Annotated in this window: 26 protein-coding genes and 1 tRNA gene; 14 read left to right on the plus strand and 13 right to left on the minus strand. The window is 67.4% G+C overall.

Translation table 11 applies throughout. The features are described 5' to 3' along the window. The first annotated feature begins 3 nt into the window (after positions 1-3). The 5 genes from trbF to AC1DMQ_RS14800 all read left to right on the plus strand — a co-directional run bounded on the left by trbF (position 4) and on the right by AC1DMQ_RS14800 (position 3,118). Complete coding sequence (gene trbF / locus AC1DMQ_RS14780) at positions 4-690, plus strand: conjugal transfer protein TrbF (protein WP_477034314.1); 687 nt, start codon at positions 4-6, stop codon at positions 688-690. Positions 691-710: 20 nt separating this feature from the next. After that, a complete protein-coding gene (gene trbG / locus AC1DMQ_RS14785) occupies positions 711-1,478 on the plus strand; it encodes a P-type conjugative transfer protein TrbG (protein ID WP_477034315.1) in 768 nt (255 codons plus the stop codon). Next, positions 1,475-2,650, plus strand: a complete 1,176-nt coding sequence (locus tag AC1DMQ_RS14790; protein WP_477034316.1) for a TraB/TrbI/VirB10 family type IV secretion system protein — start codon at positions 1,475-1,477, stop codon at positions 2,648-2,650. Before trbG ends, AC1DMQ_RS14790 begins: the two co-directional genes overlap by 4 nt. After that, a complete protein-coding gene (locus AC1DMQ_RS14795; RefSeq protein WP_477034317.1) occupies positions 2,647-2,871 on the plus strand; it encodes a DUF2274 domain-containing protein in 225 nt (74 codons plus the stop codon). The genes AC1DMQ_RS14790 and AC1DMQ_RS14795 overlap by 4 nt, the downstream gene beginning before the upstream one ends. Before the next feature lie 64 nt (positions 2,872-2,935). Further along, positions 2,936-3,118 carry a hypothetical protein gene (locus AC1DMQ_RS14800; RefSeq protein WP_477034318.1) on the plus strand — a complete coding sequence of 61 codons (183 nt, stop codon included), beginning with the start codon at positions 2,936-2,938 and terminating at the stop codon, positions 3,116-3,118. On the opposite strand, the gene ku is transcribed toward AC1DMQ_RS14800, so the two are convergent. After that, complete coding sequence (ku, locus tag AC1DMQ_RS14805; protein ID WP_477034319.1) at positions 3,115-3,978, minus strand: non-homologous end joining protein Ku; 864 nt, start codon at positions 3,976-3,978, stop codon at positions 3,115-3,117. The genes AC1DMQ_RS14800 and ku overlap by 4 nt on opposite strands. 89 nt (positions 3,979-4,067) lie before the next feature. Then, entirely contained in the window at positions 4,068-4,298 is a 231-nt protein-coding gene (locus tag AC1DMQ_RS14810; protein ID WP_477034320.1) for a DUF5961 family protein, read from the minus strand. A gap of 241 nt (positions 4,299-4,539) precedes the next feature. Here AC1DMQ_RS14810 and AC1DMQ_RS14815 point away from each other — a divergent pair, with 241 nt between their 5' ends. After that, positions 4,540-4,872 carry a hypothetical protein gene (locus AC1DMQ_RS14815; protein WP_477034321.1) on the plus strand — a complete coding sequence of 111 codons (333 nt, stop codon included), beginning with the start codon at positions 4,540-4,542 and terminating at the stop codon, positions 4,870-4,872. Here AC1DMQ_RS14815 and AC1DMQ_RS14820 read toward each other — a convergent pair. Genes AC1DMQ_RS14820 through AC1DMQ_RS14835 form a run of 4 tightly spaced genes read right to left on the minus strand, consistent with a single transcriptional unit; the run spans position 4,869 to position 10,843 of the window. Continuing rightward, a complete protein-coding gene (locus tag AC1DMQ_RS14820; protein ID WP_477034322.1) occupies positions 4,869-5,432 on the minus strand; it encodes an alpha-ketoglutarate-dependent dioxygenase AlkB in 564 nt (187 codons plus the stop codon). The genes AC1DMQ_RS14815 and AC1DMQ_RS14820 overlap by 4 nt on opposite strands. Before the next feature lie 29 nt (positions 5,433-5,461). Continuing rightward, complete coding sequence (locus tag AC1DMQ_RS14825) at positions 5,462-8,608, minus strand: error-prone DNA polymerase (protein WP_477034323.1); 3,147 nt, start codon at positions 8,606-8,608, stop codon at positions 5,462-5,464. Between the two features lie 11 nt (positions 8,609-8,619). After that, positions 8,620-10,044, minus strand: a complete 1,425-nt coding sequence (locus AC1DMQ_RS14830) for a Y-family DNA polymerase (RefSeq protein ID WP_477034324.1) — start codon at positions 10,042-10,044, stop codon at positions 8,620-8,622. Positions 10,045-10,057: 13 nt separating this feature from the next. After that, complete coding sequence (locus AC1DMQ_RS14835) at positions 10,058-10,843, minus strand: ImuA family protein (protein ID WP_477034325.1); 786 nt, start codon at positions 10,841-10,843, stop codon at positions 10,058-10,060. 197 nt (positions 10,844-11,040) lie between these two features. Between AC1DMQ_RS14835 and AC1DMQ_RS14840 the strand changes: the two genes are divergently transcribed. Beyond that, positions 11,041-11,409 carry a GIY-YIG nuclease family protein gene (locus tag AC1DMQ_RS14840; RefSeq protein WP_477034326.1) on the plus strand — a complete coding sequence of 123 codons (369 nt, stop codon included), beginning with the start codon at positions 11,041-11,043 and terminating at the stop codon, positions 11,407-11,409. A gap of 112 nt (positions 11,410-11,521) precedes the next feature. Continuing rightward, entirely contained in the window at positions 11,522-11,851 is a 330-nt protein-coding gene (locus tag AC1DMQ_RS14845; protein WP_477034327.1) for a hypothetical protein, read from the plus strand. Between the two features lie 3 nt (positions 11,852-11,854). Here AC1DMQ_RS14845 and AC1DMQ_RS14850 read toward each other — a convergent pair whose 3' ends face one another. The 3 genes from AC1DMQ_RS14850 to AC1DMQ_RS14860 all read right to left on the minus strand — a co-directional run bounded on the left by AC1DMQ_RS14850 (position 11,855) and on the right by AC1DMQ_RS14860 (position 13,486). Further along, positions 11,855-12,610 carry an SOS response-associated peptidase family protein gene (locus AC1DMQ_RS14850; RefSeq protein WP_477034328.1) on the minus strand — a complete coding sequence of 252 codons (756 nt, stop codon included), beginning with the start codon at positions 12,608-12,610 and terminating at the stop codon, positions 11,855-11,857. 75 nt (positions 12,611-12,685) lie between these two features. Continuing rightward, entirely contained in the window at positions 12,686-13,081 is a 396-nt protein-coding gene (locus AC1DMQ_RS14855) for a hypothetical protein (protein ID WP_477034329.1), read from the minus strand. A gap of 141 nt (positions 13,082-13,222) precedes the next feature. Beyond that, positions 13,223-13,486 carry a DksA/TraR family C4-type zinc finger protein gene (locus AC1DMQ_RS14860; protein ID WP_477034330.1) on the minus strand — a complete coding sequence of 88 codons (264 nt, stop codon included), beginning with the start codon at positions 13,484-13,486 and terminating at the stop codon, positions 13,223-13,225. A 375-nt stretch (positions 13,487-13,861) separates the two neighbouring features. Here AC1DMQ_RS14860 and AC1DMQ_RS14865 point away from each other — a divergent pair, with 375 nt between their 5' ends. Beyond that, positions 13,862-14,125, plus strand: coding sequence for a hypothetical protein (locus tag AC1DMQ_RS14865; protein ID WP_477034331.1), 264 nt, complete (start codon positions 13,862-13,864; stop codon positions 14,123-14,125). A gap of 34 nt (positions 14,126-14,159) precedes the next feature. Here the strand turns inward: AC1DMQ_RS14865 and AC1DMQ_RS14870 are convergent, their stop codons facing one another. Further along, on the minus strand, positions 14,160-14,585 hold the full coding sequence (locus AC1DMQ_RS14870) for a thermonuclease family protein (protein WP_477034332.1): 426 nt from the start codon (positions 14,583-14,585) through the stop codon (positions 14,160-14,162). Positions 14,586-14,988: 403 nt separating this feature from the next. After that, a tRNA-Thr gene (locus AC1DMQ_RS14875) sits at positions 14,989-15,063 on the minus strand. A gap of 391 nt (positions 15,064-15,454) precedes the next feature. Between AC1DMQ_RS14875 and murA the strand changes: the two genes are divergently transcribed. Both murA and AC1DMQ_RS14885 read left to right on the plus strand, forming a co-directional pair. Beyond that, positions 15,455-16,753, plus strand: a complete 1,299-nt coding sequence (gene murA / locus AC1DMQ_RS14880; RefSeq protein ID WP_477034333.1) for a UDP-N-acetylglucosamine 1-carboxyvinyltransferase — start codon at positions 15,455-15,457, stop codon at positions 16,751-16,753. After that, on the plus strand, positions 16,746-17,204 hold the full coding sequence (locus AC1DMQ_RS14885; protein ID WP_477034334.1) for a DUF2948 family protein: 459 nt from the start codon (positions 16,746-16,748) through the stop codon (positions 17,202-17,204). Before murA ends, AC1DMQ_RS14885 begins: the two co-directional genes overlap by 8 nt. Before the next feature lie 16 nt (positions 17,205-17,220). Here AC1DMQ_RS14885 and AC1DMQ_RS14890 read toward each other — a convergent pair whose 3' ends face one another. Together AC1DMQ_RS14890 and AC1DMQ_RS14895 are read right to left on the minus strand one after the other, a co-directional pair. Continuing rightward, positions 17,221-17,724 (minus strand): DUF1214 domain-containing protein, encoded by a 504-nt coding sequence (locus AC1DMQ_RS14890; RefSeq protein WP_477034335.1) that lies wholly within the window; start codon positions 17,722-17,724, stop codon positions 17,221-17,223. Beyond that, the gene (locus AC1DMQ_RS14895; RefSeq protein ID WP_477034336.1) at positions 17,613-18,665 is read right to left on the minus strand and encodes a DUF1254 domain-containing protein; all 1,053 of its coding nucleotides are present in this window, start codon (positions 18,663-18,665) and stop codon (positions 17,613-17,615) included. The genes AC1DMQ_RS14890 and AC1DMQ_RS14895 overlap by 112 nt, the downstream gene beginning before the upstream one ends. A gap of 232 nt (positions 18,666-18,897) precedes the next feature. On the opposite strand from AC1DMQ_RS14895, the gene AC1DMQ_RS14900 reads away from it, so the two are divergent. The 3 genes from AC1DMQ_RS14900 to AC1DMQ_RS14910 all read left to right on the plus strand — a co-directional run bounded on the left by AC1DMQ_RS14900 (position 18,898) and on the right by AC1DMQ_RS14910 (position 20,502). Next, on the plus strand, positions 18,898-19,350 hold the full coding sequence (locus AC1DMQ_RS14900) for a MaoC family dehydratase (protein WP_477034360.1): 453 nt from the start codon (positions 18,898-18,900) through the stop codon (positions 19,348-19,350). 102 nt (positions 19,351-19,452) lie between these two features. Further along, positions 19,453-20,055: a hypothetical protein gene (locus AC1DMQ_RS14905; protein ID WP_477034337.1), complete on the plus strand. Its 603-nt coding sequence runs from the start codon at positions 19,453-19,455 to the stop codon at positions 20,053-20,055. 105 nt (positions 20,056-20,160) lie between these two features. Continuing rightward, positions 20,161-20,502, plus strand: a complete 342-nt coding sequence (locus AC1DMQ_RS14910; RefSeq protein WP_477034338.1) for a gamma-glutamylcyclotransferase family protein — start codon at positions 20,161-20,163, stop codon at positions 20,500-20,502. The last annotated feature ends 34 nt before the right edge of the window (positions 20,503-20,536 follow it).

The following is a 20,536-nucleotide window of genomic DNA, read 5'->3' on the forward strand; positions in this document are numbered from 1 at the left end:
GCCATGAACCCGTTCAAGGGCGCGCCGCGATATGGCGTGACGCCCACGCCTGAAACGCCTTACCAACGCGCCGGCCAGGCGTGGGACGATCGAGACGGCGCAGTCCGCGTCCAGGCGGCCAACTGGCGTCTGATGGCCTTGGGCCTTCTCACGCTGAGCGGCGGCTTAGGCGGCGCCTTGGCCTGGCTCTCCGCTCAAGGAACCGTGACGCCCTGGGTCGTCCAAGTCGATCGATTGGGGCAGGTCCAGGCCGTCGGCCCCGCCGCCAAGGGTTACGCGCCGACCGACGCCGAGGTGCGCGCGGCGCTCGGCCGGTTCGTCGAGGACGTCCGTTCGATCTCCAGCGACCCCGTGGTCGTCGGCAAGGCCTGGGATCGGGCCTACGCCTATGCGGAAGGCGATGCCGCCCGCTACATCACCGGCTATGCCGACGCCATCGAGCTGACGACCCAGATTGGCAAGCTGCAGGTCAGCGTCGAGGTCACCAGTGTTCTGCGCGCCTCGCCGACAAGCTTCCGCACGACCTGGATCGAGCGACGCTACGCCAACGGCCAATTGCAAGCGACCGAGCACTGGGCGGCGATCCTTACCGTCGACCTGCGCAAGCCCCGGACGGACAAGGAAATCCTCGCCAACGGCCTGGGCGTGCGGATCACCGCCATCAACTGGTCGCGGGAGTTTGGCGCATGAGAGCCCTGGCTTTCACTGTCATGGCGGCCGTGGTCGTTGCTCCATCGGCCCAGGCCGCGGCGACGCGGCAACCGCAGGCCAGCGCCCCGGTCGAGTTTCTGTTCGACGAGCGCGGCGTCTATCCGCTGGTCGCCGCGCCGGGACGGCTGACCGACATCGCCCTCGAACCGGGTGAAACCCTTGTCGAGGCCAATCCGATCGCGGCCGGCGACACCGCGCGCTGGATCATCGGCGACACAGTCAGCGGCGCTGGAGACAGCCTGCGCGTCCATATCCTCGTCAAGCCGACGGCCGGCGACCTTGTGACCAATCTGGTCATCAACACCACGCGCCGGACCTACTTCCTGGAGCTTCGAGCCTCCAACCGCGCCTTCCTAACCCACGTGCGCTGGCGCTACCCCGCGCCTTTGTCAGCGCCCGTTCCGGCGCGGGCTCCGACGCCCTCCGATGCGATGGTGGTGGCCGTCGCGCCGCCGTCGCCGGCGCCGCGCCTGAACCTGGCCTATCGGCTCCACGGGCGAGGTTCGTTCAGGCCCAGCCGGGTCTGGGATGATGGCGCACGCACCTATCTGGAATTCCCGCCGGCCACCGTGCTCTCGGACTTGCCGCCGCTGTTCCTGATTGGCGCCGACGGCAAGGCCGCCGAACTCGTCAACTACCGCGTCGATGGCCGTGTCCTGGTCGTCGAACGCCTTTTCCAGACGGCCGAATTGCGGCTAGGCGTGGGTAAGGCCGCGCGCCGCGTGCGGATCGAGCGGGCGGACGCGCGCGGGGAGGCGGGCCGATGAGCGCGCCCCAGTCGCCGATCGAACGCGAACAGCAGGCCATCGCCAAGGATCTTCGCCTGCGTGGCGCGCCAGCCCCCGTCGCGCGGGTCTCGCGCAAGGCCCTGATCGTCGCTGGCGCGGCGTTGTCGGCGGGGCTGGCGGGCGCCATCGGATGGTCGTTGACCGAGCATCCAAAGAAGACGCCGGCGGAGGTCGCGCCGCAGAGCCCGCCGCCGCCAGAGAAGGTTAGCACCCTGCCCAAAGACTACCTGCAGCGCGGAGAACCACCGATGCTGGGGCCGCCACTTCCAGGGGATCTTGGCCGGCCGATCCTCAGCGCCCAGGTCCAAGGCGGCCAGGCGCCGGGCGCTTCCGTCACATCGCCAGCCGGTTCGCCTCCGGCGCCAGCTTACTCTGTCGGCCACACTCCGGCGCCGATCGATCCCGTCGCGCAAGCGCGGCGCGCGAACCTTCTCGCCGCGCGGCAAAGCAATCTTTTCTTGAAGGCTTCAGTGGCCGTCGGCACCCCGACGGCCGGGCAAACGGATGGCGTGTCGAGTAGCGGCGGCGCCATCGAGGACGCGCGTCTCACCAGCCCCGAACGGCTGCAGTCGCCGGCTTCGCCCTATGTGTTGCAAGCCGGGGCGATCATCCCCGCAGCCTTGGTGACGGGCCTCCGGTCGGATGCGGCGGGCGTGGCCATCGCGCAGGTGACCCAGGACGTCCATGACAGCCTGGGCGGGCGCTACCTGCTGATCCCGGCCGGAGCCCGGCTGATTGGCGAGTATGCGACCGCGACAGTCGATGGTCAGAGCCGGCTGGGCGTGGCTTGGACCCGGCTGATCCTACCGTCGGGACGCTCGATCGTGCTGGATAAACTTCCCGCGGCCGACCCGCAGGGCCAAGCCGGCCTGCAGGATGGCGTCGATCGCCACTGGAGCCGGGTCTGGGCTGCGGCCGGGCTGAGCACGGTGCTGGCGGTGGGCGCCGAAGCCGGCACGTCCGGCGAGGACGATCTCAGCCGTGCGGTGCGTCGCGGTGCGAGCCAGACGGCCAGCGACGTGGGCCAGCAGATTGTCGGTCGCGGCCTGGCCCTGACACCGACCCTGACCATTCGCCCCGGTGCGCCGTTGCGTGTGTTGTTGACCCGCGACCTCGTCCTTGAACCCTACACTGCGGAGAGCCGCCAATGAGCAAGCTGAAACTGGGCGCCATCGAGGACGACACGCCCGTGAAGATCACGGTGGAGCTGCCTGCCAGCTTGCACCGCGACCTGCTGGAATACGGCAAGCAACTGGCCGCCGAGACCAACTCCAAGGTCGCCGAGCCCGGCAAGTTGATCGTGCCGATGGTGGGGCGGTTCATGGAAAGCGATCGCGGCTTTACGCGCGGCCGCAAGTCTCGCGGCGGTTAAGGCAGGCGAGGGCGGCGGAACCAGATCGCGGCGACGTGGATTCGGATTGCAGAAGGAGACACAAATGTCCGACCGCGAATTGATCGAACCCACGCCCGGCGACAAGCGCTACGTCCGGCGCGACGACAAGGGCCAGTTTTCCGAGTCCGACGATGTCGGCCGCTCGTCGGCCGCCGACCAGCGTCAGCATTCGGACCATGACGCAGGCCGTGGGCAAGGCGACAAGGGCGACCGCAAGAAGTCCTAGCTGGCCTTCCGGCGCGGCGCGGGCTTGGCGGCCCGCGCCGCCGGCTTGGCTTTCGTCGCCGCAGACTTGCTTGAGGCCTTGGCCGGAGCGCCGCCGAGACTTGCGCGCAGCGCGGCCATCAGATCCACGACATTGGTGTCATCCGGTTCGGCGACCTTGGCCACCTTGTGACCCTTCTGCTTGGTCGCGATGAGCGCCTTGAGCGCTTCTTCATACCGGTCTGTGAACTGGCTGGGGTCGAATGGCCCTTCCTGTTGCTGGATGATCTTCTCGGCGATCGCGATCATCGCCGCGTCCGGCTCCTTGTCGCTGATCGCGCCGAAGATCTCGTCGGCCTGGCGAACCTCGGCGTCGGTGCGAAGGGTGTAGGCCAAAATCCCCTTGCCGCGCGGCTCCAGCGCCAACAAGCGTTCCCGGGTCGACATCACCACGCGGCCGAGGGCGATCTGTCCCGACCGGACCATGGCCTCGCGGATGACGCTGAACGCCTCCTGAGCCAGCTTGCCGTCGGGCGCCAGGTAGTAGGGGTTGTCCCAATAGATCCGGTCGATGTCGGCCTCCGGGACGAAGCGTTCGATATCGATGGTCTTGGTGCTCTCCAGCTTGACCCCAGCGATCTCCTCGTTGGTCAGCAGGACGTAGTTGCCCTTCTCGAACTCATAACCCTTGACCAGGGTCGAGCGGTCGACCGGCCCGGTGTCCGGGTCGGTGGTGACCATCTTGATCCGGTTGTTGGTCTCCGGATTGATCAGGTTGAAATGGACGTCGCCGCCGGCGTTGGTCGCGGTGTAGAGCGCCACCGGGCAGGTGACGAGCGACAGACGAAGGTGTCCCTGCCAAGTGGGGCGGTAGCCGGCCATGTTCGGTCTCCGAGTGCGCGCCAGCGGGATCGCTGGCCTGCGAAGACTCGACTCAACGGGGCGGCGGGTGATTCGTTTCTCCTGTCCGCCTATTGGCAGGGCGCGGCGTCACCATTGTCCAGATCGATGCGAAAACAATGCTCTACGCCGCTGTCGGCCGCACGGACGATCACCGAGACTTCGCCATCGGCGTCGACGGGCGGATGCCACAACTCCACGAACGCCACGGCCGCCTCCTCGAAGGTTACAGCGTCGACGGCGTGGGCGTGGCTGGCGGCCTCACCGCGTGCATGGACACGATAGGTTTGGGTATCGGGCATGACGTCTCCTGGTCGTCAGTCAAACGCTCGACCAGCCGAAAGGATTCCGTGCGGGAGCGTTCGTGCAGGCGCGGATCGTGGCTCCGCCGCATGTGTAAGGCGCATGGGCAAGTCGGTCCGTCGTGTTCGCCCTCTGGCGCCCGCGGGGCCGGCCAACCCTCTCGAAAACAGTAGGGCTCGTTCCTATATCGTGGGTATGCCCAAAAGATCCGCGGCCATGGCCGCACCGTCAGCGATCGATGTGATCGTCGACGCCCCTGACAAGGCGGAAATTCTTGAGCTGGATGGTGTCGCCGAACGGCGCGAACGCTTTCTGGCCCATGCCGCCGCCGCCAGCCAGGTGGTCACCTACGAGTTTGCGATCCCTCAGGGCGCCACGGTTCAAGCCCTTGGACCGAGCGACGAGAAGCGCGACGCGCGCGATCAGCTTCAACTGGTCGTGGCGCTGACGGGCGGCGCCGTCGGCAAATTCCCCGGCGGACTGGTCGCCCGCGTGCCGGTGGCGGCCGTCGGCCGGTTCGAAACCCTGGCCAAGCCGTTGATCACGGCTTTCCTGATCGCCTGGCGAGGCTAGCGGCGCACAGTGCGAAAGGTCACCGAATAGCGCAGGGCTTCGACAGCGGGGATGCTGTGCTGCCAGTCACTGCGAGCCGGGCCGCTCATCAGATAGGCCGAGCGCGGCTCGGCGATGACCGACGCGCGGTCCCACCGTTCGCCAGCCTTGCGGCGCAGTCTAAAGCTGCATGGCGACACCAGAGAGACCCCGGCGATCGCCACGGCCGGCGGACGATCCCGATGCCAGCCGATCCCGGCGCCGGGCGAGTATTCCGTGACCAGGGCGTGCCGGAAGCTCTCGCGCGGCAAGCCCGTGAAGGCGGCGACCTTGTCCAGTAGAGGCGCGAGGACAGCGGGGATCGGCTCACCGGTCTCGATCATCTTGCCATCGTCATCCTGGCGCCAGCCGAAGCCGGCGATCCGGCGATTGCCGAAATAACCCAGATGCTCATAGGGCTTGAACGGCAGGTCCTGGAAGCGAGCGACCAGGTCGCGCTCCTCCTGCGGCGTGATGAGGTTTTCCTGATAGCGAAAACCCTCGGGGAGCGGCCGACGAGGCGCGAGGGGCAGATCGAACAACGAGGGCTGGGTTTCCAGGGGAGGCCTCCTCAACAGAAATTGCGGCTGCGGCGGGCCCAGGACAGGTCGCCGGCGTCGGCGCCACGCTCCTGCAGGGTGGCCAAGAGCTCACCGAGGTCGTGGAGCTTGTAGGCGACCAGATGGACGACCTCGCCCTCTCGCTGGATGCGCCCGTCCACGCCGATCAGGTGGGCGCCCAGGGCGATGCGCCGCTGCTTTTCGTAGAGGGTCTTCCAGATCACCAGGTTCGATGCGCCGGTCTCATCCTCGATGGTCATGAACAAGACGCCCTTGGCCGTGCCGGGCATCTGCCGCACCAAGACCAGCCCCGCCGTGCGCACGAAGCGGCCATCGCGTGCGTCGGCCGCGACCTGACAGGGCACGCGATTTAAGCCCGCGAGATCCTGGCGTAGCAGCGCCAGGGGATGGCGACGAAGCGACAAGCCGACGTGGCTGTAATCCTCGATGATTTCGCGCCCCTCGGTCATGGCCTTCAGCGCCGGTGCCGGTTCGTTGAGCTCGGACACGCCGGGCTGATCGAACAGGGGCAGGGCCGTATCGCGCAAGCCCTTGATCGCCCAACCGGCTTCACGTCGCTGGAGCTCGAGGCTTGGCTGAAAGGCGTCGGCCTCGGCTAGGCGGGACAAGGCTCCGGTCTTGATCCCGGCGCGTCGCCACAGGTCGTCGATCGACCGGTAGGGGTCGTCGGCCCGGGCCACGACGAGACGCGCGGCGTCCTCTTCGGCAAGCCCTGCAACCATGCGCAGACCCAAGCGCACGGCCAAAGCGCCGTCTTCGGCCGGCTCGAGCGTGCAGTCCCACCGCGAGGCGTTGACGCAGATCGGCCGGATCTCGACGCCATGGTTCTGGGCGTCACGCACGATCTGGGCCGGCTGGTAGAAGCCCATCGGTTGGCTATTGAGCAGGGCGGCGCAGAATACCTCCGGATGATGGCACTTCATCCAGGACGAGGCGTAGGCCAGGAGCGCGAAGCTGGCGGCATGGCTTTCCGGAAATCCGTAGGAGCCAAAGCCCTCCAGCTGGCTGAATGTCTGCAGGGCGAAGGCTTCATCATAGCCGCGCGCAACCATGCCGCCGACCAGCTTCTGTCGAAAATGGCTGACGCCGCCGGTGAATTTGAAGGTCGCCATCGCGCGACGCAGTTGGTCGGCCTCGCCTGGCGTGAAGCCGGCGCACTCGATGGCCACCCGCATCGCCTGTTCTTGAAAGAGCGGAACGCCCAGGGTCTTGCCCAGCACCTTCTCCAGCTCGGGCTTGGGGTAAGACACCGGCTCCAAGCCCTGGCGGCGGCGAAGATAGGGGTGGACCATGTCGCCTTGGATCGGGCCGGGGCGGACGATCGCGACCTCAATGACTAGGTCGTAGAAGCTGCGCGGATTGAGCCGCGGCAACATGGCCATCTGGGCCCGGCTCTCGATCTGGAAGGTGCCCAGCGTGTCGGCCTTGCGGATCATCGCGTAGGTGCGCGGATCTTCCGGTGGGATCGTGGCCAGGTCGAGCGTGACGCCTTTGTACTGCGCCAGGAAATCTAGGCCCTTCTTCAGGCAGGTCAGCATGCCCAAGGCGAGCACATCGACCTTCATGAACTTCAGCTCGTCGATGTCGTCCTTGTCCCATTCGATGATCTGACGATCGGCCATGGCGGCCGGTTCGATCGGGACCAACTCGTCCAGCCGATCCTCGGTCAGGACAAAGCCGCCCGGGTGCTGGGAAAAGTGACGAGGGGTGTTGAGCAGTTGTTGGGCCAGTTCCAGCGTCAAGCGTAGGCGCCGGTCGGTGAGGTCCAGGCCAAGATCGCGGGCGTGCTTTTCCTCGATCTCCTCGCGGGAGAAGCTCCAGACCTGGCTGGACAGGGCCTTGGTCATGTCCTCGGGAATGCCCAGCACCTTGCCGACGTCGCGCACCGCGCCACGCGGCCGAAAGCGCTGGACGACGGCGACGATGGCGCAGCGATGGCGGCCATAGGTCTCGAAGATCCACTGCATGACCGTCTCGCGCCGAGCATGTTCGAAGTCGACGTCAATGTCGGGGGGCTCGTCGCGCTCCTGGGAGACGAAGCGCTCGAACAACAGGTCGTTGCGCTCCGGGTCGATCGAGGTGATGCCCAGCACGTAACAGACCGCCGAATTGGCGGCCGACCCGCGGCCCTGGCAGAGGATGTCCTGGCTTCGCGCGTAACGAACGATGGAATTGACCGTCAGGAAATAGGGGGCGTAGCCCAGGCTGCCGATCAGCTTCAGCTCATGGCGCAGGATCTTGTCGACCTCCGGCGTGACCCCGTCGGGAAAGCGCTCGGCCGCGCCCTCCCAGGTCAGGCGTTCCAAGGTCTCCTGCGGCGAGCGACCAGGCTCGGTCACCTCGTGGGGATATTGGTAGGCCAGCTCGTGGAGCGAGAAGCCGCACCGCGCGGCGATGGCGACCGAGGCGGCGACGGCCGCGCCATGACGGGGAAACAGCCGCTGGATCTCGCCGGGAGCCTTCAGGTAGCGATCGGCGTGTCGATCGCGCTTGAACCCGACGTCGTCGATGGTCGTGCCTTCGCGGATGCAGGTGACGACGTCCTGCAACAAGCGACGATCCTTGTCGTGGAAGAGGACGCGATTGGTCACCACCGGGATCACGCCGGCCGCCCGCGCCAGGCGCTCCAGCTCATAGAGCCGCAAGGCGTCGCCTGGGCGGCGGCGCAGGGTCAGGGCCATGTAGGCGTCGGGACCGAAGATCGCCGCCAGTTTCTTGAGCTGCTGGGCGCACAGCGGGTCGGCCTGGTCTGGAACGAGAATGGCGATGAGCCCCTGGGCGTATGCGGCCAGATCGGTCAGATCCAGGTCGCATTGGCCTTTGCCGGCCCGCGCCTTGCCAAGAGACAGCAGGCGGCACAGCCGTCCATAGGCGGCGCGATCGGTGGGATAGACCAGAACGGTCATACCGTCGCGCAACACCAGTTCGCAGCCGATGATCAGGCGCACGCCCGTAGCCTTGGCCGCGACGTGAGCGCGAACTATGCCGGCGACGCTGTTGCGATCGCAGATCGCCAGGGCGCGATAGCCCAGGCGCGCGGCTTCATCGAATAGTTCACCGGGGGAGGAGGCCCCTCGCAGCAGCGAAAAGTGCGACGCGCACTGCAGCTCGACGTAATCGCCAAGGTCGGCTGTCATGGCCAGGGCGCTCATCCGAACACCCCGGCCATGAACCAGCGCTGGGAGCCTGTCTCCAGATCCTCGCCATCACCGTCGCGGAAGATCCAGAACCGCTCGCCGGCCTCGTCCTCGACCTGGAAGTAGTCGCGTGAGCGGGCCAGTTCGGCGTCGGCCTTCCACCATTCGCCAAACACCCGCTCAGGACCGTCGGCGCGCCGAACGCGCCGACGCACCCCGCGCCAGGTGAAGGAGGCCGGCGGGGCGTCGGGCAGGAGGGCGACCGTCTCGATCAGTTCGGGGCGCGGGAAGAAGCGCGTGGGTCTTGGCCAATCGGCCGGCCAGGAAAACGCTTCGGGCGTGTCCAGCGCAGGCGCCTTTCGCACGCTGCGTTCGGGCAGGTCGCTGTCGGCGCTGGCCAAGCGGTAGACGTGCTCGGGACCCAGACGATTGGATAGGGTGTCGATCAGGCCCGACAGGTCGGCGGCTGGGGTCTGGCCGGACAAGGCCTCGGCTTGCTTATAGGCCAGGCGCTCGGCGCCGGGCGCGGCCAGCAACATCTTGTCGATCCCAAAACCAGGATCGACGTTTTCCAGCTTCTCACACAAGAGCCTGGCCAATCGCCTGGCGTCGCGCGACGGCGCGGCCATGCCGATGCGGGCGGACTCGATGCGGTTGTCGACGCGGAAGAACCAGGCGTCCAGGCGCTTGGCTCCTTGGCTTGTGGCCTCAAGCGCGAGGCAGATTTCAGAGGTCAGTTCGATCAGGTACCGCGCCATGGTTTCGGGCGCGCTGATCGGTTCGGCAAAGACCCGCTGAACCCGCAGGGTCTCCGGCGCCAGGACCGGCTCGATAGGCTCGGCCTCGCGAAAAAGCGCCTGGTTGAGGCGCCGAACGGGCTCCAGGCCCAGGCGATGGACCAGGGGACCCTTGGGCGTGGCGTCCAGCTCGGCCACCGTGTCGAAGCCGAGCTTGGCCAGCCCGTTGACGAGGTCCTGCGACAACCGCAGGGCCGCGACCGGCAAGTCCTTCATTTCACGGCCCGTGGCGCCCGGCTCGGCCACGAAGATCGCTCGGCGCGAATACCGCGCCAGGGCGTGGGCCCCGCCCCAGCTGTCGGCGATCGCAACCTGGGCCGACAAGCCGACCTTGGCCAAGCGCGCGCGGATGTCGATCAACATCTTCTCTTCGCCGCCGAGAAGGTGGGCGCAGCCCGTCGCGTCGATCACCAAGCCGTCGACGCCGTCCGGACTGACGGTCGGCGAATAGAGCCGCTGAGCCCATAGGGCCAAACGATGCAGGGCGGCTTGGTCGCCCGTTGGATCGAGGTCGTGAAGGACAAGGCCAGGGACCAGGGCGGTGGCGTGAGCCACGGGCTGGCCAATCCGTAGTCCGGCTTGGGCGGCGGCCAGGTTCATGTGCGCGATCGCGCGCCGACGGCCAACGCGCCCGACCATGATCGTCGGCGTTTCAGGCGGCGGTGCGCTCTTGCCCTGCGTCCGGGCCAGCCGGTCGGTAGGCCAGCGGGGCAGGAAGACGGAGATGACCCTTTGCGTCACAGGCTTCTAACTCGATGTCGAAGGCGTCGCCGGCGCGGCAGCGGAGAAGTTCGAGAAACCAGCGGGGACGGCCCACGCCGGGGACAGGCAGCGGAGAAGAGGGCAGGGCCGAGACCCGCCAGCGGGTCGCCGCCGCGGTGGGCTGGCCAAGATCGGCGGCGTCGGCCACCCGCTTCCATCTTCGAATGGCGATGACCATCTGACCGCTCTTCTCGGCGGCCAGTTGCAGGCGGCGCGAGGCGGTCATCGACAGTTTGGCGACTTCGCCGACGACCCCGGCGAGGCCCGGCCAGCGCAGACCTTCCTCCATGGAGGCCAGCACGCCGGCCTCGTCGCCGGCCTCGGCAAAGATCACGCGCTCCGGCGGCAAACCGACTTGGGCCAGGGCTGGGGCGAAAAGGTCTCGCTGACGAAGGCACCACAGAACCGGACCATCGGCGCGAGCCAGCAGGCCAGCGGCGAACCGAGCCGCCGCCGCCCCGTGCAACGCGCCATCAGCGCCGCCGGCGACCTCATGCAGCGCGCCGAACGCCAAGCCGCCGCCAGGCAGACGCTCGTCGATCGCGGCGATGCCGAACGGCAGCACCGCGCGCGTGGCCTGGCCCTCGATCTCGAGGGCGCGGATCTGGCGGCGGAGCGCGTCGAGCGCGGCAGGGGTGCGTGTGAGGGTCATGCTGACAAAATGGATGTGTTCCATCTTTGTTCTCGTGGTGAAGCGAGAGTCAATCAGCCCAGGGTGCGGCGCAGGCGCGCGGAACAGCCAAGATCCCGGCGGGCCAAGGGTTTGAGAGGAATCAGAATTTTTTGGCGGCGACCGAAGCTGACGTAACCTTGGCTTGCTTGAGGCGCGGCCTCCCGTTGGCGCCGGCTCATCGGGTCCTCTAGGTTGGCGCCATGGTTCAACCCAGCGGCCCATCTTGGTGGCCGAAGGCCGAGCGCGCGGCGCAGGCCTTCAAGGCCACGACCCGTAAGGCCAAGGGGGCCAAGCATTCGGTCTATGTGGTCTTGCTGCACGACCCGCGCCGCGCCGACCCCTGGGGCCTCTATGTCGGCCAGACCTCGCGCGATCCGGACCTTCGCTTTGACCAGCACAAGACCGGATACAAGGCCAGCGGCGCGGCCAAGCGCTTCGGCGTCCGGCTGACGCCGGCCCTGACCGAGCACCTCAACCCGATGCGCCAATGGGAGTCGCTCGACCTGGAGGCAGCATTGGCCCAGGCTTTCCGCGATGCTGGCGTGCCGTGGGTCGAGGGCGGGCACTGACGCCTGGCCGCCGGAGACGAGACGGGCTGGCGCCGGCCCCGATCGCGACCGCCGGCGGGTGGGAGGGCCTCGGACAATCTGATATTTGCGCAAGGGTCAGCGGAGATCGCCTTTGGCGCCGAACAACCCACCCTCGACCTTGAAGCGTCCGCCCGACGCGCTGATCCGGCGATTTAACCTTGGCCAGGTGGGCGACGATACGGTCCGGACCTATCTCACCAAGGGATATTCTCTGGCGATCTGCTGTCGCGAATGTCCCCGGCTCATCGAATGGACGCCGCACGACCTGCTCGAAAAGTTCGAGCATCGCATCGACCTCAAGATCGCCGACATCGCTGCGCGCCTGTCGTGCACGGGAGACGAGGGGTGCGGTTCCAAGGACGTCGCCGTCTTCCCGCACCTCTACGATGGGCCCTGGTCGTGGACGCCGCCGGATCGTTGAAGCCTAGGCCGGCACGACGTCATCGCTCTTGCCGCCGATGGCGACGATCTTCAACCGTTCAGGAAGCGGGCGCTGGAGCCTGGCGACCTCGGTCCAAGGCGCGTCGCTCATCCAGAGGTCCCATTCTTCCGGCTCGGTCAGGATCACCGGCATGGCCTTGGAATGGTAGGTCTTGACCGGCTCGGCCGAGTCCGTGGTCAAGAAGCCGTAGGCGACGATCTCCTCCCACCCCTTGCTCTTCATCCGCACGCAGGCATGCGGCGCCCAGATACCGGCGAAGAAGGCCAGGGGCCGGCTCTCATCCAGCGCAAACCAGATGTTCTTGCGGGTTCTCTCGTGGTCTTGGTCTGGTTCCGCGAACGACGTGAACGGCACCAGGCAGCGGTTGCCCGCGCCCAGCCACGGCGCCCAATGGGCGTTGGTCTTGCCGGTCTTTTCGCTGGTCGTGTTGCGGACATTGGTCGTGCCCTTGTCGGGCTCCATCTTCAGCAACTCGGCGAAATCGAACTCCGTGCCTTTGGCGCGCAGCTTGTCGGCTCGCTCCGTCGCGGCCTTGAACAGCGCCTGCTTGGACGACGGCATGCCCCACCGCGCGTCGCGCATCACCCGCTGGCCGTCCTGGCCATGGGTGATGATCGGTGCGGCGTAGTCGGGGTAAATCCCCGGCATGGGCGGCTGGTTGTTGTTGAGGTCGGTCATGGCCCGCGCCAGCGCCGCGACTTCGGCGCGCGCCTTCATGAGGGCGTAGAGATTGCACATCCGCGGATATCCCTGACGAGCGGTCCCCTGACGCTAGCGGTCAGATGCGTCCCTGCAAAGCCGATGAACAAGCTCTCAGGCGGCCTTCAGCCAAACACGCGCATGCCACCAGCCGCGCGGCGCGGCGATCGGATGACCCAGGCCGTCGATGAAGAGCTGAACGTGCTCGGCGCGCGGGTGGGCCGTCAGCACCGAAGACGGCGCGCCCGGTCCATGCAGTTCAACCTCCGGCGGCCTGTTGGGCGCGCTTTGGCTCAGCGGAACATCCTCGGCTGCGGCGTCGAGCCAGACAATCAGGCCGCCATCACGCCTCGGCGCGACGTGTCGCACCGCAGGGTGGGTTTGGAGATAGCCGTCGTCGCCGAGCACCGTGTCGATTTCCACGGCATCCAACGCCTGGGCGTCAAAAGGTCGATCGTGGTTCATGGGAACGAAGATAGAACATCCGTGAGGCAAAAGCGAGTCCGACATAGCCACCTCTAGGGTTGGGCCTCCCGCCGCCGAAGGCTTCGGGCAGGCTCCAAGCGCGCGCAAGATCTTACGGCAGGTCAGTTCCGAGCCGGCGTTTGTGGGCCGCATAGGCGGGTGAAACGCGCCGTCGCCGGAAGCGCTTCAGCGCAGTTGGCTGTCCTTGCTGCCGCGCCGATTGATGCCGCCGATCACGACGCGCTTGTCGCGGCCCGACTGGCAGTCGATGCAGGTGCGGGCGCTGGGCAGGGCACGGCGACGGGCCTGCGGAATATCTTCGCCGCACTCGACGCAAAAGGCGGTGCCTTCGCCAGCCGCGATACGGGCGCGAGCATGCAGCACGCCATCGATGATGGTGTCTTCGATCTGATCGAGAACCGCCCCGTCTTGCGTCCAGCCGCCAGCCATGCCGTGTCCAATCTCTCCCGTGTTTACAGGGTCTTAGATAGGAAATTGCGACCCTCTATCCAGGTCTTTGCCCTCGCTGGCAGTCGCGCAAATTGTCGCGGGGCTGACGGGGACGGACGTGAAAAGCGGCACCGATGGGTCGTCAGTCCGCGCCGAGATCGATCAGAGGCGCGCCGATCTCGAGGCGTTTGCGGCGACGCAGATGGGCGCGGGGCGGCCACGGTGGATAGGGGCGGTCTTCTGGCGCAATCGGCCGCGGTTTTTCGGGGGTGTTGCGGCAGGCCGCTCGCCGTCCCCTTCACGCGTAGGTATCATCGCCGCGTGCAAGAACATCTCGACTTACAAGGCGCCTCGGGCGCGACCTATCGTTTCCGGTTGATCGCCGATCCGGACCAGCTGCCGGCCACCTCGGGAAACTTCGTTTACGTCCGCTGGCGTGGCGCGACTCCGCAAGTCTTCTGTTGCGGCGCGGTCAACAGTCTGACCGCGGCCGTGCGGTCCTGGGACGAGGCCGTCAGGGCCTATGGCGCGTCGGGGCTTTATGTCCGGCTCAATGTGGCGCGATCGGCGCGCGACGAGGAGCACGCCGATCTCGTCGAGAAATACCGCCCGCCGATGCCTTCGCCCGTCGAGGGCTAGGGACCGGCCGTGCGATAGGTCGGATATCCTATAACTAGCGCCATTGGCCTCGCCGGCTGATCCGCGCTTCGGCTTCATCCTCCCTATACCGCCCCTTGCTGTAGCGACGGTACTCCGTGGCGAAACCCGATCTGATGACAGCGGCGTTGACGTCAGGCGTTATGGCCGACCAGCAGCGGCCGACGAAGCGTCCATATCGATCCCGCTCTACGAAACGGCAACCCACGCGACCCCGGGTCAGGCGAATGAGCTCGTCGCGGGCCTCATAGGCGAAGGGTTCGGCTGGCTTCGCGCCACGACGAACTTCGGGGGCGTCCACGCCGAAAAGGCGGACGCTCTCCTTGCCGCATCGGATCGTGTCGCCGTCATGAACCGCGGGGGCGGTGCAGGCGATGATGGCGGCGGCCGTGGCTTGTAGGATCATGGTCTGGCTAAAGGGGCGCGGGTCGTCGTCCGTCAAGAGCGTCGATGAGTGATCTTCGATAACGCCGTGAGAGGAGGCAGAGCTGGACGATCTATCCGGCTACTCCACCGGCCGCCAGCACCCGACGGATCAACGCCGACGCGGCCGGGAGCATGGTCCTCGGGAACGCACGGCGACCTCTGAATAAGGGAGCTCTGCCTCCTCGCTTCTCGGCTCGCGAGAGCAAGGAGCAGGACGAAGTCATGCACTCAGCTTGAGCCTACCAAGGTCCGAAAAAGCAAACTTTTACCCCGCGCTTCGCGAGACCATCGGTGCGTGGAAGTCTGCCCACGCGGCGTCAAACGCACGTTTGCTTACTATGTGCTTACTGGAGCGATTTCGATGACGATCTCTTCGCGAGTGGTGGAGACCCAAAGCACTGATTTGCTTTGGGTCTCCATGGTGCCACGACAGGGACTCGAACCCTGGACCTCAGCCTTACCAAGGATGCGCTCTACCACTGAGCTACCGCGGCGAAGAGGAGGGGGCGTATAGCGAACCAAACGCCGTTGGCAAAGACAAAATCGTCTTGACCGATCGTCGCAGCGATTTCACCTGTGGACATATGAGCCAGAACTCCAAGCCCCATAACGAGAAAGCCGAGCGCGAGGCGCGGCTGGCCCAGGCGCTGCGAACCAATCTCCGCCGTAGGAAAGCCGCGCCCGCCCCAAGGGCGGAGAGCTCGGACAAGGGGACGTCCAAGTTGGACTCGCCCCGCTCGGACGACGATTCACCCTCCGACTGAGGAGGAACCTTGAGGAATCCGTGCAGCCCCTTGCGCGGGCCCTTGCAACCAGTAGAACCGCCCTTTCACATGTGACCGCGCGGCGACATCCCCCCGAAGGCCGCGCGACGAGGGACTTTCATTGGATCGTATCGCCATCACCGGCGGCGCGCAGCTGAACGGGATCATCCCGGTGAGCGGCGCCAAGAACTCGGCCATCAAGCTGATGGCGGCCAGCCTGCTGACCGATCAGCCGCTGCGCCTGACCAACATGCCGCGCCTGGCCGACACCAAGTTCCTGGGCAGGCTGCTGACGCGCCTCGGCGCGAACGTCGACGAGCGCGAGGGGCCGGACGGTTCGGAGACGGTGCTGCACGCCGCCGAGATCACCAGCGGCTTCGCGCCCTACGACCTGGTCCGCCAGATGCGCGCCTCGTTCAACGTGCTGGGCCCGCTGATCGCCCGCACCGGCCAGGCCAAGGTCTCGCTGCCGGGCGGCTGCACCATCGGCGCGCGTCCCGTCGACCTGCACCTGCAGGCCCTGGAAGCGCTGGGCGCCAAGATCGACCTGCACGAAGGCTACGTCTACGCCCAGGCCCCGCGCGGCCTGAAGGGCGCTGAGATCGAATTCCCGTTCGTCTCGGTGGGCGCCACCGAGCACGCCATGCTGGCCGCCGTGCTGGCCGACGGCGTCACGGTGATCAAGAACGCCGCGTGCGAGCCCGAACTGCTGGACCTGCAGATCTGCCTGAACGCCATGGGCGCCAAGGTGGAAGGGGCGGGGACCCCGACCATCACCATCACCGGCGTCGCCAAGCTGCACGGCGCGACCCACTCGGTGATCCCCGACCGGATCGAGATGGGCACCTACGCCGTGGCCGCCGCCATGGCCGGCGGCGAGGTCCAGCTGACCCGCGCCCGTCCCGAGCTGATCGACAGCCTGCTGGCCAAGCTGGAGGAGGCCGGCTGCGGCGTGATCCGCACCGAGGACGGCGTGATCATCAAGCGCAACGGCCACCGCCTGGAGGCCGTCAACGTCGAGACCCAGCCCTATCCGGGCTTCGCCACCGACCTGCAGGCCCAGTTCATGGCCCTGATGACCACGGCCAAGGGCGAGAGCCACATACGCGAGACCATCTTCGAGAACCGCTTCATGCACGCCCCCGAGCTGATGCGCCTGGGCGCCGACATCTCGGTGTCGGGCGGCGAGGCCCGCGTACGCGGCGTCGAGCGGCTGGAAGGCGCCGAGGTCATGGCCACCGATCTACGCGCCTCGGTCAGCCTGGTGATCGCCGGCCTGGTGGCGCGCGGCGAGACCACGGTCAGCCGCATCTACCACCTGGACCGCGGCTTCGAGCGGCTGGAAGAAAAGCTGGGCGCCTGCGGGGCCCAGGTGCGCCGGATCAAGGGCGAAGCCGAAAGCGACCTCGACCATGACTGACGCGGCTCCCAAGAAAGACGGGGGTCTGAAGCTCCTGGCCCAGGACGCCGACGACCTGGCGGTGATCTCGGCCGCCCTGCAGGACGCCGTGGCCAAGATCGGCGACATCCGCTGGGACGCCTCGGCCCGCACCCTGACCCTGGCCTGCAACCGCTTCCGCTGGGAGTCGGGCGCGCAAAAAGGCGGTAGGAAGGGCGAGCGCATCCGCTCGGCCCTGCAACTGGGCGACGTCACCGGCGTCCAGGCCCGCAAGCTGCGTCGCGACGCCAAGGGCGCGGTGGTCGAGCTGCTGTCGGTGGCCTTCGAGCCGGGCGAGGCCCCGGGCGGCGCCGTGCTGCTGACCTTCGCGGGCGGCGGCGACCTGAAGGTCAGCGTCGACTGCCTGGACGTGATCCTGGCCGACGTCTCGGAAGCCTGGTCCACCCCGCGCCGGCCGGGTCACGCGGAATAGGCGCTCCGCCGTCGTTTCAGTCGACGGCCGCGATGTCCTCCAGCTTCCAGGTCTTGTCGAAGAACGCCTCCTCGGGGCCGTAGAACCGGAAGATCGGGAACCAGCCCCGGCCTGGAACCGTGCCGATCCAGTTGGCCTCGCCCGCCGGCCTGTCGGGCCCGAAGACGATGTCGACCGAGCCGTCGGCGTTGACGATCGGGTTGGACAGGCTGCTGATCGACGGCAGCGGGTTGTCGGTCTGCAGTTCCGACCGGCTGAGCGCGTCATAGACCACGACGGACCAGAAGTTGTTTATCGGAACGCCCGGCTGGACGCGCAAGCGATAGGCTTTCGCACCGTCCAGGAAGGCGCCGTCGGCGTCGCGATATGTCCACAGGTACTGCGAGCCCTGGCCGATGTTCTTGGCCATCATGGCCGGCGAGTTGCCGGCGGCCATGTAGTAGACGTTGTTGCGGGCGTCGACCTGGGGAATGCCGTCGACGGTGAAGGTGTAGGTCTGGCCGGCGGCGTCCCCTGCCACTGGCGGTCGGGATAGTAGAACACCCCCGGGACCGGTGAGGCGAAGGTGTTGGCCCGCGCGATGGCCCCGCCCAGCCGGGCCGCCTCGTCGAGCAGGTCGCGGGCCTTGGTGTCCGGCGCGAACGGCTTGCCCTTCTCGATGCCGATCGCCTGCATCTGGAAGCGCTCCAGCGGGTCGAAGTTCTCGGCCGACTCCTCGCCCACCAGCATGGCCAGCAGTTCGAAGAAGCGGAAATTGTCGGGGAACAGGGTGTCGATGGCCTGGCCCGAACCGTTCAGGAACTCCATCGTCGGCGGCGCGTCGGCCTTGTCGAGCGGATAGACCTTGGTCTGCTTGATCAGGGCCACGGGCTTGTCGGTTTTGCCCTCCGACTGGAAGCCGCGCATGAAGACGGTGACCGAGTAGGTTCGCGACCAGGCCGCGAAATGACCGGCCGGCGGCTCGCCTTCGAAACCGGGCGGCAGGACCACGAACTTGCCGCCCTGGCCCTTGTCCGGGCCCAGCGGTCCGATGTCGGTGATGTAACGCTGCAGGCCGTCCTGGATCGCGCCCAGCATGTGCGGCGGCGCCTCGATCACCGTCGGCCCGTCGGCCTTCAGGTCCAGATGGACGATGGCGTAGACGGTCTCGGTGTTGGCGGTCAGCAGGACCGTGCCGGAGTCCATCAGGTTTTCCCAGACCACCACCTGGTTGGGCCGGGTCGCGCCGAACGTCCGCAGGCCTTGCTTCAACGCCATCTCGCCGACCCCCATCACCTGGGTGGTGTAGACCTCGACGGCGCGATTCAGCGTTCGCAGCTCGAACAGGCGCTCGGCGGTGTCGCCAGCCGGATAGCCGTTCTCGAAGGCGAAATCGCCGAACCGCGTCTGGAGGGTTTCGGTGCACAGCCACCCATGGGGTTCGGCCGAGGGGGTGATCGGAGAACCGCTGTCCGCGCTCATGCTTCGTCTCCATCGGAAAAGCCGCAGGCCGACCGGCTGGAAGGCCGTGCGGCTACACTCTCATGACGAGGCGCGGAGGAAGATGGGGCGATGTCCGGGAAGCGGAACGGTTAATCACCTTAGTTTCGGCGGGCCGGCTTCGAGCGCCGCTCTCCCGGGCGTGGGGGTCGGATCGGACGGGTTCATGCGTATTTCGCTGGCCATCTCGCCGCATCATGGCTATCGGCGCGGTATGATCCAACCTCACGCCTCCGGCGGCTATATCCTGGAAGAACTCTCGGTCGGGATGACCGCGGAAAAGCACGTCCCCATCACCGAGGAGCGCATCCAGCGTTTCGCCGAGGCTTCGGACGACTTCAACCCCGTGCACATGGACGAGGCGTTCGCGTCCAAGACCGCCTATCGCGGCCGGATCGCGCACGGCCTGCTGTCGGCGTCGTTCGGGTCGGCCGTGGTCGGCACCATCCTGCCGGGCGCGGGCGCGATCTATCTGAGCCAGACCCTGGCGTTCCATCGGCCGGTGCGGATCGGCGACGTGGTGACGGCCCGGGTCACGGTGTCGGCCATCGACGAGGTCAGCGCGCGTGTCACCCTGCGCTGCGAAGGCCTGGTCGGCGACGACCTGATCATGGACGGCGAGGCGGTCGTTCGCGTTCCGCGCCGTCGCCGGCCGGCCAAGGCCTGAACTGACGGCTTCACGGGCGGGCGCGGCCACTCTACCGTCCAGGCGCTCTTGGCGAGGTTGCGGGATGAGCCTGCATCCCCGCCGCGCGCAAACGGAGGCCCGATGACCGAAGAGACCCCCTCCAAGCGCTTGCCGATCCGCTGGCTGACCCTGGCCGAGATCGTGGCGGTGGCCGCCCTGGTGATCACCGGCCTCAGCTTCTGGGATTCCCACCGCGAACGGGTCCGCGAGGACCGGGAGCGCGCCGCCGCCGCCAGCGAGCGCCAGGCGGAGGCGCAGGCGGCCGCCCGCAAGATGACCTTCGTGATGACGGGCACGCGCGAGAAGGGCGGCGAGACCATTCGGCTGATCTCGGTCAACGACGGCCAGGTGATCCAGACCCAGACCGTCTGGTTCCCCGCCGAGCTGCGCTCCGACAGCGTCGAGACCACCGGCAATCCCCGGTTGGAGATCGGCTGGATCGAGAAGGGGCTGCGCAAGAAGGCCGGCAAGGCCGGGACCGGGCGCGTGCCGGTCGGCGTGCTGACGGTGTTCATCGAGGACGGCGTCACCAAGACCGACCGCGCCATCTACCAGCTGGGCTACAGCATCCACCCGCGCACCCTGCGCGCCGACAGGGTGGAGCTGGAGGGCCTGTCCCTGGCGCGACGCGGCGTTTCCGGCGATCTGCAGGCGGCGACCGGCGCGCTGTGGGCCGCGCGCTGAGGCCGGCGACGCGGTCCGCCGAGCCGGTGATGCGGTTCGTCGCGCTGCTCATGGCCCGGGGCGATGGCGTCGCCTAGCATCGCCGTCCACGATACAGGAAGCGCCATGCCCGACCCGATCCGCCTCTTCTCGTACGGCACCCTGCAACTGGAAAAGGTGCAGCTGGAAACCTTCGGCCGGCTTCTGGCCGGCGCGGCCGACGCCTTGCCCGGCTACAGCCGCACGATGGTGCGGATCACCGATCCGGCGGTGATCGCCGCCAGCGGCGCCGACCATCATCCCATCGTGGCGGCCAGCGACGACCCCGACGACTCGGTCGAGGGCATGGTGTTCGAGATCACGGCCGAGGAACTGGCGGCCGCCGACACCTACGAGGTCTCGGACTACAGGCGCGTCGACGTGGTCCTGCGATCGGGCCTGCGCGCCTGGGTCTATGTCCAGGCCTGAACGGGCGCCGTCGCGGCGATCGTGGCGACGCGTC

The organism is Caulobacter sp. 05L422 (assembly GCF_056397765.1).